This is a genomic window from Pelagicoccus sp. SDUM812005, assembly GCF_031127875.1.
Lineage (GTDB): Bacteria > Verrucomicrobiota > Verrucomicrobiia > Opitutales > Opitutaceae > Pelagicoccus.
Genome location: NZ_JARXIA010000001.1, coordinates 947,174 through 959,123, shown reverse-complemented (window position 1 = coordinate 959,123; position 11,950 = coordinate 947,174). Strand labels below are relative to the sequence as shown.

The 11,950-nt window shown below is 58.2% G+C and carries 11 protein-coding genes; all 11 read right to left on the bottom strand.

The annotated features are described in order from the left end of the window. Window positions 1–10: 10 nt before the first annotated feature. Window positions 11–352 (bottom strand): hypothetical protein, encoded by a 342-nt coding sequence (locus tag QEH57_RS03525; RefSeq protein WP_309005295.1) that lies wholly within the window; start codon window positions 350–352, stop codon window positions 11–13. Window positions 353–501: 149 nt separating this feature from the next. Continuing rightward, window positions 502–1,788: a sulfate adenylyltransferase subunit CysN gene (cysN, locus tag QEH57_RS03520; protein WP_309005294.1), complete on the bottom strand. Its 1,287-nt coding sequence runs from the start codon at window positions 1,786–1,788 to the stop codon at window positions 502–504. A gap of 45 nt (window positions 1,789–1,833) precedes the next feature. Continuing rightward, window positions 1,834–2,739, bottom strand: coding sequence for a sulfate adenylyltransferase subunit CysD (gene cysD / locus QEH57_RS03515; RefSeq protein WP_309005293.1), 906 nt, complete (start codon window positions 2,737–2,739; stop codon window positions 1,834–1,836). Between the two features lie 65 nt (window positions 2,740–2,804). Next, a complete protein-coding gene (locus tag QEH57_RS03510) occupies window positions 2,805–4,067 on the bottom strand; it encodes a PLP-dependent aminotransferase family protein (protein WP_309005292.1) in 1,263 nt (420 codons plus the stop codon). Window positions 4,068–4,149: 82 nt separating this feature from the next. After that, a complete protein-coding gene (ftsH, locus tag QEH57_RS03505) occupies window positions 4,150–6,180 on the bottom strand; it encodes an ATP-dependent zinc metalloprotease FtsH (protein ID WP_309005291.1) in 2,031 nt (676 codons plus the stop codon). Between the two features lie 31 nt (window positions 6,181–6,211). Further along, window positions 6,212–7,582, bottom strand: a complete 1,371-nt coding sequence (tilS, locus tag QEH57_RS03500; RefSeq protein WP_309005290.1) for a tRNA lysidine(34) synthetase TilS — start codon at window positions 7,580–7,582, stop codon at window positions 6,212–6,214. Window positions 7,583–7,665: 83 nt separating this feature from the next. After that, entirely contained in the window at window positions 7,666–8,937 is a 1,272-nt protein-coding gene (gene serS / locus QEH57_RS03495) for a serine--tRNA ligase (protein WP_309005289.1), read from the bottom strand. A 97-nt stretch (window positions 8,938–9,034) separates the two neighbouring features. Further along, window positions 9,035–9,988, bottom strand: a complete 954-nt coding sequence (locus QEH57_RS03490) for a glycosyltransferase family 9 protein (RefSeq protein WP_309005288.1) — start codon at window positions 9,986–9,988, stop codon at window positions 9,035–9,037. A gap of 1 nt (window position 9,989) precedes the next feature. Further along, window positions 9,990–10,454, bottom strand: coding sequence for a tRNA (cytidine(34)-2'-O)-methyltransferase (locus tag QEH57_RS03485; protein WP_343224746.1), 465 nt, complete (start codon window positions 10,452–10,454; stop codon window positions 9,990–9,992). A 4-nt stretch (window positions 10,455–10,458) separates the two neighbouring features. Further along, window positions 10,459–11,373, bottom strand: coding sequence for a homoserine kinase (gene thrB / locus QEH57_RS03480; protein WP_309005286.1), 915 nt, complete (start codon window positions 11,371–11,373; stop codon window positions 10,459–10,461). Between the two features lie 38 nt (window positions 11,374–11,411). After that, window positions 11,412–11,900 (bottom strand): SsrA-binding protein SmpB, encoded by a 489-nt coding sequence (gene smpB / locus QEH57_RS03475; protein ID WP_309005285.1) that lies wholly within the window; start codon window positions 11,898–11,900, stop codon window positions 11,412–11,414. Window positions 11,901–11,950: the final 50 nt, after the last annotated feature.

Sequence of the window (11,950 nt, the reverse complement as noted above, 5' to 3'; positions counted from 1 at the left end):
CCCCCCCCCGTCAGACCGCGTTGATGCGATCGCACACGAGCTTGGCCGCCGTCTTAACGGCGCTCCGCGTCGAACGAACCTGAAGCCATTCGAGCTGGGTGGTGAGGATTGCCTTCACATTAGGACGCAAATCCTTAACCGTCCCCGGAGTCTCGATCTCCGGAAGTCCCGCGAGGGAGCGGATCTTTTGAATATTGGTCAGCTGGAACAGCATGAAATCCCGGATGCTTACTCGCTTGTCGGAGTTAACCGGACATCCTGCGTCTATCGAAAGCTGCACCCAACCCCGCGCGCACTTCAAGCGGGCTGCTATTTCATCGATCGATAGCGGGTGTTCATCGGCTTTCTGCATAGGGTTTACATTAATTTTAAACCCCACTCTGTAAAGACTTTGTAAACAAGAATACCCTCTAAGGGATGTCCTGATACGCAAGAAAGCCGCATCCCCAAATCAGGAACGCGGCTTTCGCGAAAGGTAAAACTTAAGCCGACCAGCAGTCCCTAACGAATCATGCCAGCAGCGACCGTCTCGTTCGTGTTCGCATCGACAAGGATGAAGGAACCGGTCACGCGATTGCGCTTGTAGCTATCGTAGCAGAGCGGCGACGCCGTACGGATCGTGATGCGACCGATGTCATTGAGCGTAAACTGATTGTCTCCCTCGATCTTGTGCAAGGTATTGATGTCCACCTTGTACTTCACGTCGCGGATGAGCGCCTTCGCCTCCTTCGAGCAGTGGCGGATGAGGAACTTGCCTCGCGGATTCAGCGGCTTGTCCGAAAACCAGCACACCATCGCGTCGATGTCCTGGCCGACCGTCGGTGGATTGTTTGGCTTGGCAATCATATCGCCGCGGCTGATGTCGATCTCGCGATCCAAAGTCATCGCGACGCTCAATGGCGAATACGCTTCCTCCAGTTCGCCGTCCGCCGTATGCAACGCCTTGACCTTTGCCTCGAAGCCGGACGGATAAACGACCACGTCGTCGCCCGGCTTGAAAACGCCGCCAGCCACTCGGCCCGCGTAACCGCGGAAGTCATGGTACTGGTCGCTATGCGGGCGGATCACCCACTGCACAGGAAGGCGCGAATCCACATGGTTCGCGTCAGGACCGACATACAGGGTTTCAAGATGGTAGAGAAGCGTCGGCCCGTTGTACCATGGCATGTTCGTCGACTTGTCCACCACGTTGTCGCCCTTCAAGGCGCTAATCGGGATGAAGGAAATCTCCACGATGTTGTCCAAGCGGGAGGCGAACTTCTGGAAGTCGGACCGAATCTTGTTGAAGGTTTCCTCCGACCAATCCACGAGGTCCATCTTGTTGACGGCGATCACCACATGCTGGATACGCAGCAAGTTAGCGATGAAGCTGTGGCGGCAGGTCTGTTCGATAACTCCCTTGCGGGCGTCGACCAAGATGATGGCCAAGTTCGCCGTAGAGGCGCCGGTCACCATGTTGCGGGTGTACTGGATATGCCCCGGCGTATCGGCGATGATGAACTTGCGACGCGGAGTTGCAAAGTAGCGGTAAGCCACGTCGATAGTGATCCCCTGCTCCCGCTCGGCGCGCAGGCCGTCCGTGAGAAGCGCCAGGTTCACGTGCTCGTCGCCGCGCTGCTTGCTGGTGTTTTCGATCGACTCAAGCTGGTCTTCGAAGATCGCCTTCGAGTCGTACATCAGACGGCCGATCAAGGTAGACTTTCCGTCGTCGACCGAGCCAGCGGTCGTGAAACGGAGGAGATCCATGTCGAGGTAGCCTTTTTCCGGAGAGCTGTTTTCAGTGCTCATAGTATTGGGAAATTTGTATTAAAAGATTGGTTACACAGCCGCGGATCAAAAGTAGCCCGCCTTCTTGCGGTCTTCCATGGCGCTTTCGCTTCGCTTGTCGTCCGCTCGATTTCCTCGCTCGGTCTGCCTCGCAGCAGCGACCTCCTCGATGATCTTGTCCATCGTATCCGCATCGGACTCGACCGCGCCCGTGATGGTAGCGTCGCCCATTGTGCGGAAGCGGATTCGCTTCTTTTCGACCTTCTCGCCATCGCGCGGCTGCACGAACTCCGATACGGCCAAGATCGTGCCATTGCGAATAACCACGTCGCGCTCGTGAGAGTAGTAGAGGCTAGGTAGCTCGATATTCTCGGCCTTCATGTACTGCCAAACGTCCATCTCCGTCCAGTTCGAGAGCGGGAAGACACGGAAGTGCTCCCCGTGAGCCATGCGGCCGTTGAAGATATTCCAAAGCTCCGGACGCTGGTTCTTGGGATCCCATTGCCCGAATTCGTCGCGGTGCGAGAAGAAACGCTCCTTGGCGCGAGCCTTCTCCTCGTCGCGGCGGGCCCCACCCATCGCCGCGTCGTACTGACCTTCCTCGAGAGCGTCGAGCAAGGTCTGGATCTGCAGCATGTTGCGGGAAGCGTTCGGTCCCTTTTCCTCTACGACACGACCGTCCTTGATCGCTTCTTCGACGGAACCAACCACCAAGTTCGCTCCCAGCTTCGCCACGAGATCGTCTCGATACTGGATGGTCTCGGGGAAATTGTGGCCGGTATCCACGTGCAACAAGGGAAACGGAATCTTGGCCGGCCAAAACGCCTTCATCGCAAGATGCGTCATCACGATTGAGTCCTTGCCCCCCGAAAAGAGGAGCACCGGACGCTCGAACTGAGCAGCAGTCTCGCGAAGGATGTAAATCGCTTCGCTTTCAAGCTGTTTCAAATGCGTTACTGAGTAATCTTGCATATCTTAGTAAAGTTAAAGGAGATTAAAGGTGATTTCGAAAAGTCAGGTTTCAGTCAACTGTGTTTTCAGGAAATTTGGGCGGAGCCAATTTGCTTCGCGGCGGCGCAAAACCGATCTCCCGCTTCCTCCAGCTCCGCAAGCCCGAGCACCCCAAAGCTGAGGCGAGCGCGGTTCCTTGGCCGGCCCTCCGCCTGGCAGAGCTCGCCGGGCACGTACATGACCCCGGCCTCTATGGCCGCTTCGTGAAACGCGGACTCGAATCCGGTCTCCAAGCCCTCGGGAGCGGTAAGCCACAAATAGAGCCCACCCTCCGGCTGCTCCCAAGACCATCCGAGTTCTCCCAGCGTTTCCCCCAATCGGACATGCAAAGCGCGCATCTTTGCGAAATACGACGCGCGCAGAACGCCCAAGTGACGATCGAACAGCCCCGTTTCGAGAGATTTAGCCAAAAGCGCCTGGTTGTAGTTCGCAGTGCCAAAATCCTGCTGCCCCTTGATCGCCATCATGCGAGCCAACCAGTCCTCGTGCGTGCAATACCCGAACCCAACTTTCAACCCCGTCGCGAAGGGCTTCGTCAAGGTCGTGGAATAGAAAACCGGCACCACTCTATTCGCTTTCTCTAAAGCGACCGCGCTTTCCGCAGCAAACGGTCGCTCGTAATACATTTCCCGATACGCCGCATCTTCGAAAAGCGCGATGGAACCTTCGTACCGCGCTAGGATTTCCAATACGGACTGCTTGCAGTCGCGACTGATGCAGCGACCGCTCGGATTCGCGTAGTAGCTGATCAAATACACGGCTTTCACCCGTTCGATCTCACCCGCTTTCGCATAAGCCTCCAGCATCGCAGCAAGAGCTACCGTATCGATCTCGCCGCCGCTCCCGACTGGCAAGGACACCGCTTCGACGCCCAAGCCCCGCAGCATCTCCAGAAAAACGAAGTAGGTTGGCTGCTCGACCAAAACAATATCTCCTGGATCGCACAGAGTCTGCACTGCGAGATAAAGAGCCTGCTGGGAACCGTTGCTAACAAAGGAACGCTCTATCCCGTAGTCCCAGTCCACCCCATCCTGCCTCTGCAATCGATCTGTCATCAATTGCCGCAGCTTCAGATTTCCCTGGTTAGCACCATACTGCAAAACCGAGCGCTCCCCTTCCTCGCCCAATTGCACTGCGACCTCCGTCAGCTCCGCTAACGGCAGGGTTTGGTTATCGGTGAAACCAGCCGCCAGGCTAAGCAGATCCGGCCGCTGCAACGCAACCGTCATCAAACGGGCAATATCGGATTCCTTCTGGCGAGCGCCAAGTCGTGAAAACTGGAGGGACATAAAATGTGAGCTTTAAAACCAAAAAGACAGCGGCGAGTCGCTCGCCACTGTCTGATTAAAAGTTAAGAATTGAGATATACGTCTAGGCAATCGAAGGAGCGCCGTCCACGGCCGGTGGCTTTCGGTCTTCCGCGGCCTTCTTTTTCACGGCCTTCTCGCTTTCCTTCTTTTCCGCTTCGAGCTTCTCGTCGAGCTCCGTCTTCGAGGAAACGACTTCCGAACGGATTTCGCCGTGCTCCAGGATTTCCTCGACGTGCTTACCATCGATCGTCTCGTACTGAAGCAAGGCTTCCGCAATCGTAACCAAAGCTTCCTTACGTTCCTCGATCATCTTGCGAGCCCGTTCGAACTGCTCGTGAATGATCTCGCTGACCGCCTCGTCGATGGCCTTCGCGGTACTCTCGCTATGGTCCTGTGTGCGGTTGATGTCGCGACCGAGGAAGACCTGATCCTGGTTCTCCCCAAAGGAGATCGGACCCAGCTTGCTCATGCCGTAGCGGCAAACCATGTCGCGAGCCGACTTGGTAGCCTGCGAAATGTCCGCCACCGCGCCCGTGCTGTAGTCGCCCGTGATGATTTCTTCGGCGAGACGACCAGCCATGCACACCGCGATATAGTCTTCGAGCTGCTTCTTCGACATGCCAAGGCTATCCTTGGTAGGAGCCATCATAGCCATGCCCAAAGTTCCGCCACGAGGCAAGATCGTGACCTTGTGCAAGCGCACGTCCTTATCCTTCAACAAGACGCGCACCATGGCATGGCCCGCTTCGTGATAAGCCGTGGAACGAAGATCATCCTCGTCTACCACGCGACGGCGTTCGCGACCGAACGAAATCTTGTCGCGGGCCTCGTCGATATCGATGCTCTCGACCTGATCCTTGCCCTTGCGAGCGGCCATGAGAGCGCCCTCGTTCAAGAGGTTCGCCAGATCAGCGCCCGCGAAACCGGGAGTGACTCGCGCGATCGCCGACAGGTCGACCTCCTCGCTCAAGCGGATCTTCTTAGCGTGTACCTTGAGAATCTCTTCCCGCCCCCGAAGGTCCGGAAGCCCGACCTCGACCTGACGGTCGAAACGTCCCGGGCGAAGCAAAGCCTTGTCGAGCACGTCGGCGCGATTCGTCGCGGCGATGATGATAACGCCCTCCGTCGTATCGAACCCGTCCATCTCCACGAGAAGGGAGTTCAAAGTCTGCTCGCGCTCGTCGTTTCCGCCACCGAGTCCCGCTCCGCGCTGACGACCAACCGCGTCGATTTCGTCCACGAAAATCAAGCAGGGAGCGCTCTTGCGGCCCTGCTCGAACATGTCGCGAACGCGGCTGGCGCCGACCCCCACGAACATCTCCACGAAATCGGAACCGCTGATCGAGAAAAACGGTACGTCCGCCTCGCCGGCAACCGCCTTAGCAAGCAAAGTCTTACCGGTACCTGGAGGGCCCACCATCAAGATACCCTTGGGGATCTTGCCACCCATACGCTGGAAACGCTTCGGGTCCTTGAGGAAATCGATAACCTCGCTCACCTCTTCCTTGGCCTCGTCACAACCCGCCACGTTGGCGAAGGTGATCTTATCCTTGTCGCGAGTAAGCAGCTTAGCCTTGCTCTTGCCGAAGCTCAAAGCTCCCTTGCCCGCCATGCGCAGCTGGCGAACGAAAAGGAAGTACAGCAGGCCGATCACCAACAGGAACGGAATGATACCCGCCAAAAGCTGCGGCAGGAAGGTGTTAGGACTGGTCTCCTTGAAGACGCCACTGGACTGCAGGATTTCGTAGTTCGCCTCCGAAAGGCGACCCTTCGCGAGGAATCCCTTATTCGCGATTACCTCGTCCCCAAGCTCGTTAGTGACGGGAGTGGCGATGGTTCCCCCAATCTCGTACCAATCCATGCCGCCATTAGGCATGGGGGCGATCTTGCCAGCGAGCACGCGGCCCTGCTGGGTCATTTCGATCACCTTGGTGACAGGCAGACTTTCGACCTCGCCTGTCTCGGTGGAGTTTTGCCAGATGATCAGCATCAATGCGATGAGGACCACCCAGAATATGATTACCTTAGGTTGAAAACGCTCGGGCCCGCCTTTGATAGGGCCGCGTCGGTTGGAGTTATTATTATCGGGCATTAAATTCTAATGGAGACGTGTAGGTTGAGTCTCATCTAACGTAAGTCAATCGCAAGGCGGCCTCGCAGCCAAAACCCAGCTTCCAGCCGGCATTCGGGGGAACTCCAGGAACCCAAAGGATCTCGCCCCCCTCGCTGACAAAAACCGGCAATCGGTCCCTGTCTCTACGGTCTATCTTACGGTCAATGAACAGTTTTTTCAGCTTCTTGGGCGACGATTTACCGAGCGGCTTGAATGCGTCACCGGGAGCTCTAGTGCGGACCCACAGTCGGCTCCTTGAGTTCCCTGCTGCATCCAAGTACACGATTCGACCATCGTCGTTACTGCCGGAATCCAGCTTTTCGCGCAACGCTTGGTCCACCGCGACCCCTTCGATCGACAACCTCGCCCCATCCGGCAAATAGGCAACCGTACCCAAAGGAAAAACGAAGCTCGGCCACTCCCGAGGAGGCAAGTCGGCCTGGATTTTACGCAAAGCCAGCCACTCCTTGGAAAACTCATAAAACACTCCTTGCTCGACTTCGAGCTTCAGCTCCCGTCCCGACTCCAGAGCCTCAAGCGCCTGCTCCATCGCCTCCGCTCGCACCCTCGCTCCTTGGGGCAATCTAAACAACAAACGGCGCTGCAAGCCCGACGGGAGCGCCTCGACCGCGCTTCGCTTCAAAGCCAAGCGCTCCGCATCCCAGCACTTTTCCCACAACCGATCCGCCATGCATTCGAGCGCCTCCGCGTCCTCGGCCAACAAGCGACGACTCCTCGCCACCCCCGGACGCACCGGCCGATCCGACGCCTTCTCCCACGCGGAAAGGGCCTCCCTTCTCAGCCGAGCCCGGTAATTTGTTTCCGAATAGTTGCTCTCGTCCTCCCGCCAGGGAATCCCGCAATCGCTCAAGGCCCCTCGAATCTCATCCCGGCTCCAGTCGAGCGCAGGCCTCAGAAAAACGAGCCCGCCACCCGCCTCGGACACTTCGCGCGGAGCGCTGAGCCCCTGCAATCCGGCTCCCCGCGACAAGCGCATCAACATCGTCTCCACGACATCGTCCGCATGGTGCCCGGTCGCGATCCAAGCAGGCTCCTCCTCCGTCGCCCCGCAAGCCGAGCGGAAAAACGCAAAGCGCGCCTCGCGTGCCTCCGCCTCGCCGTGCGTCGCGACGCCATCGCCCCATCCCGCCTTCGCATCCAACAAAGGGATACGCAGCGCCCCGCAGAGCTCCCGCACGAATTCCGCGTCCGCCGTAGAATCTGCCCCGCGAAGACCGTGGTCGAAGTGCAAGGCTCGCAACGACTCCAAGCGCCCGCGACCGCTCAGATAATGTCGAGTCAGCAACAAGGCGAAAACCGAATCCGCTCCGCCCGAGCAGGCGACATAGACAACCGGCAAGGAGTCCAGCTTCGCCGCCACACTCCTCGGAACGCGAGAGAGGTCCGTTCTCGACTCAAGCCGACGAGCTGCCTCTACCCAATCCAATACGCCTTCTTTCCGGTCTAAAGCTTTTCGATGAACTGCTTGCCCACGTACGGCACCAGCGCATCCGGAAGACGGATACGCCCATCCTCCTGCAAGCCGTTTTCGATGATTGCCACGAACACGCGCGGCACGGCGAGACCCGAACCGTTCAGCGTGTGCAGGATCTCCGGCTTGCCCGTTTCCGCATTGCGATAGCGAATCTTGGCTCGACGAGCCTGAAAGGAGCCAAAGTTGCTGCAGCTGGAAACCTCCAGCCAACGCTTCTGCCCCGCAGCATAAACCTCCAAGTCGTACTGCTTGCAATTGGTGAAGCCCATATCGCCGCCACACATCAGCAGCGTGCGGAACGGCAAGCCAAGCTTCACGAGCAAGCTCTCCGCGTATTCGCGCAAGGACTCCAGCTCATCCATGCTGGTCTCCGGCTTGACCCACTTCAAAAGCTCGACCTTGTCGAACTGGTGAACGCGATTCAGGCCGCGCACCTCCTTGCCATGGCTGCCGGCTTCGCGTCGGAAGCAAGCGGAGTGCCCGCAACGGTAGATCGGCAGGTCCGCTTCGTCGATAATCTCGTCGCGGAAAAAATTCGTCAGCGGCACCTCAGCCGTCGGGATCGCATAGAGTCCGTCTTCAACGGTCTGATACATCTGCCCTTCCTTGTCCGGAAGCTGGCCGGTCGCCGTCGCGCTCTCCGCGTTCACCAAAAACGGCACCCCAATCTCCTGGAATCCCGCATCGCTGCCCTCGTTGAGGAAAAAGTTGATAAGTCCACGAGCCAACTTCGCCCCGTCCCCAACGAAGAACGGGAAGCCGGCGCCGCTCACCTTGGCTCCGCGGCGCAAATCCAAGATCTGCTCGATCCAGTCGATATCGTAGTGGGCCTTCTGGTAGTCCGCATCCGCCGGCACTTCGCCATGCTCGCGAACAACCACGTTCTCCGACTCGTCCCGACCTTCCGGCACGCTCTCGTCCGGCAGATTGGGAATGTTGAGCATGCTCTCGTTCCACTCAGCTTCGATAGCGCCCAGCTCCGCGTCTGCCGCCTTTACTTCCGCCGATACGGCCTTCATCTCCTGCACCTTGGCAATGAACTCCGGGCTCCCCTTGGGAAGCTGAGCCATATCGTTGTTCGCCGCCTTCTGCTTGGCGCGAAGCGACTCCGCTTCGGAGATGAGGGCGCGACGCTTCTCGTCGAGCGCCAAGATAGCGTCGAGGTCGCACTTGATGTGCTTTTTAGCGATACCCGCGCGAACTGCGTCTGGGTTTTCTCTGAGGAATTTCGGATCGATCATCTTCGATAGGGCTGAGAACTTCGCTTTCCGAAAGGCCAATCAATTCGAAAAACGAGACCACGCCTTATCGGCGCCCTGAGCGCAGAGTCAAGCCAGCTCAGAGAGCAAGCAGCTTTTCCACCTCCGCATAGACCTCGTCGAAATCGAGCAAGGCAACCTCGCCCTGCGGAGCCCGCACCCCCGCATTGGCCGGATCCTCCAGCGGATACGCGCCGCGAACCGACGGTGAAACGAAGCTATAGAGCGTGAGATTCGGCACCCCCAACGCCCCCGCCAGCTGGGCTGGGCCATTGTCGTTCGCTACCACCGCCTTCGACTCCGCCACGATCGAGCAAAGCTCCGACCACGAGTAGCGCTCCTGAAAATCGTGCACCCGCCTTGGTAGTGGCTCTTCAAATACATACGGCACCACCCCTAAAATCAAAACCTGCACGTCCTGGCGCTCGGATACCAACTTCGAAGCCAGCTCAAGCATTCGCCCCCACGAGCGCTGCGCCTTGAAGCGCCCGGGAAACAAGCAAACCACAGTGCTACCGCTCTCCAGAAGACTTCCCACCTCCGCCGGCACTCCCGTTCCCCGAGGCAAAGGCAGCCGGTCGTCCACCACTGGCTTCAATCCAAAAACTGAACCAAAGTCCTGAAAACGCTCCAAGAGGTGGCGCCTATCCTCCGACGCCTTGGAAACAACCTCGCCATAACAAATAGAAGCCCCCTCCCGCGCCGAACGCAGGCCTATCTTTCGCTGGCCCTTGGCAAAAAAGCACATCGCCCCCGTGCGAGCATACCCCTCGAAATCGAGCACGAAATCGTAGCGCTCCTGCCGGATCTCCCGCACCAGACCAGCGAAACTCGTGATCGCCTCGCTGCGGCGAAACACAATGGTCCGATCCACGAAATCGAACGCCCCCACCAAAGGCTCGTAAAACCGACGCACCACCCAGGTCACCTCCAAGTCCGGATGCTGCCGCTTGATCGCCTCGACCACCCGCAAGGCATGGACAATCTTGTCGAGCGGCGAGGTCATCAGGATCAGGACCTTCGCGGCGCTCATCTCAGGGATTTCCTCGCAATTGCCGCATCACTTCAAAAACGGCCACCCCTGCGGAAGTCGCCAGATTCAAGGAGCGCAAGCTATCGTTATAATGGGGAATCTTGAGCCGACGGTCTTCGCCAATTTCCTCGTGCAGCCAATCCGGAGCTCCGTAGCCCTCGTTGCCAAACAGCAAACCATCGCCATCCTCGTATTGAATGTCCCAATACGGTTGACTCGACTTCGTCGTGAAAAGGAACAGGCGTTTGGGCCCCGCGTCGCTCGCCTTGAAGGCTTCCCAGTTCTCGTGATGGTGCACGTCGAGCGACTTCCAGTAGTCCATGCCCGAGCGCTTCAAGTGCTTGTCCTTGATCTGGAAGCCCAAGGGATGGATCAAGTGCAACCGCGACTCCGTAATGGCGCAAGTACGCCCGATATTCCCCGTGTTCTGAGGAATCTCCGGCTGAAACAGAATGACATGCAGCAATGGCTTACTCACTGTGGGAAATCTGCAGCCCTAGGTTGTCGGCGCTCAAGTCGCGTCCAATGCTGTCGAGACCGGCTTCGCTAAATGCATCGCGCATCGCCTCCATCACCGCTTCAGCCGTATCCGCGGAACAAGCGCACAAGACGCTCGATCCGCTGCCGCTCAACCAACCGGTGTAAGCGCCCGCCGAGATACCGGCCGCGATGGCCGCCGAGGCGCCTGGGATATTCTTCAAGCGGTACGGCTCATGCACGCTGTCGTGCACCGCGTTTGCCAAACCTTCGTATTGCCCGGAAGCCAAAGCGGCCACCACGCAGGAAACGCTGTTAATGCTCGAAATCACCGAAGCAAAACCGAGCGACTGCGGCAAGACGCCTCGCGAAGCGGAAGTGAGCACTTCAAACTCCGGCGAAACCACCACCAAGCGCAGCTCTTCGCCTACTTCTATCTTATTGACCGCCTCGACCTTGGCCGGGCTGTCAAGAAATCTGGATACCGTGAAACCGCCCAAAATCGATGCGCTCGCATTGTCGGGATGGCCCTCGAGCTCGGTTATCACTTCGACGAGCTTTTCCTTGTCCCAGTCCGCGCCGGACAGCTTCGACAGACCGCCCAAAATCCCGCCGCGCACTGTCACGCTCGAGCCTAAGCCCCGTGCCTGCGGCACCTCGCCACGTATCCGGATTCTCACTTCGAAAGCCTCCAAGCCGCTTTCCTCGAAAAAGCGAGCCACCGTATCGCGAGCCATTTCGCTCAACGGATAAATGTCCGGACCGAAAGAATCGTCTCCCGCGGTCTCCGCCCTCTCCACCGAGACCTCGTTGAAAAGCGCCACCGCCATTCCCAGTGTATCGAACCCGGAACCACAGTTGGAGGTGCTTCCGGGGACTTTGCAGATGACGCGTGAAAGGGATGGCATACGACGGATTTGAAAAAAAGCTGAGTATCTAGAGGATGCTAGCGGACGCGGAACGCCTTCATCGTGCGATCAATGTCCAGCATCTGCGCTTTCTTCTTCAGGTCCTCCCGCTTGTCAAAGAGCTTTTTGCCGGTACAGATACCGATCTCGACCTTGATAAGCGCCTCCTTGAAGTACATGCGCGTCGGGATAGCCGCCTTTCCGCCCGCTTCCAAGGCACGCTCGATCTTCTTCAGCTCCGACTTCTTCAGCAGCAGCTTCCGGTCGCGCCTCACCACGTGGTTGTTGATATTGCCGAAGGCGTATTCGTCGATGTGGAGGCCGTAGATGAAAAACTCGCCCTTGTGGAAGCGACAAAACCCGTCTGAGATCTGAGCCTTGCCCGCCCGGATCGACTTCACCTCCGTGCCCGTCAATACGATGCCCGCCTCGTAGGTGTGCTCGACTTCGTAGTCGCGACGCACCTTGGAGTTGCGAATGTCCTGAGGGGTCGAGCCCTTGCCGCCTTTTTTGTTTTTGCCTGCCATTTCAGGTTCCTCTCGTGATCCGGGTATAAAAAGGGCGCGGCGGACAATGT

What these genes read in the sequence shown, in the direction of transcription:
- serS (WP_309005289.1), bottom strand. Translation starts at nt 8,937, where the DNA reads ATGATCGATCCGAAATTCCTCAGAGAAAACCCAGACGCAGTTCGCGCG.
- QEH57_RS03490 (WP_309005288.1), bottom strand. Translation starts at nt 9,988, where the DNA reads ATGAGCGCCGCGAAGGTCCTGATCCTGATGACCTCGCCGCTCGACAAG.
- QEH57_RS03525 (WP_309005295.1), bottom strand. Translation starts at nt 352, where the DNA reads ATGCAGAAAGCCGATGAACACCCGCTATCGATCGATGAAATAGCAGCC.
- cysD (WP_309005293.1), bottom strand. Translation starts at nt 2,739, where the DNA reads ATGCAAGATTACTCAGTAACGCATTTGAAACAGCTTGAAAGCGAAGCG.
- ftsH (WP_309005291.1), bottom strand. Translation starts at nt 6,180, where the DNA reads ATGCCCGATAATAATAACTCCAACCGACGCGGCCCTATCAAAGGCGGG.
- QEH57_RS03510 (WP_309005292.1), bottom strand. Translation starts at nt 4,067, where the DNA reads ATGTCCCTCCAGTTTTCACGACTTGGCGCTCGCCAGAAGGAATCCGAT.
- thrB (WP_309005286.1), bottom strand. Translation starts at nt 11,373, where the DNA reads ATGCCATCCCTTTCACGCGTCATCTGCAAAGTCCCCGGAAGCACCTCC.
- cysN (WP_309005294.1), bottom strand. Translation starts at nt 1,788, where the DNA reads ATGAGCACTGAAAACAGCTCTCCGGAAAAAGGCTACCTCGACATGGAT.
- smpB (WP_309005285.1), bottom strand. Translation starts at nt 11,900, where the DNA reads ATGGCAGGCAAAAACAAAAAAGGCGGCAAGGGCTCGACCCCTCAGGAC.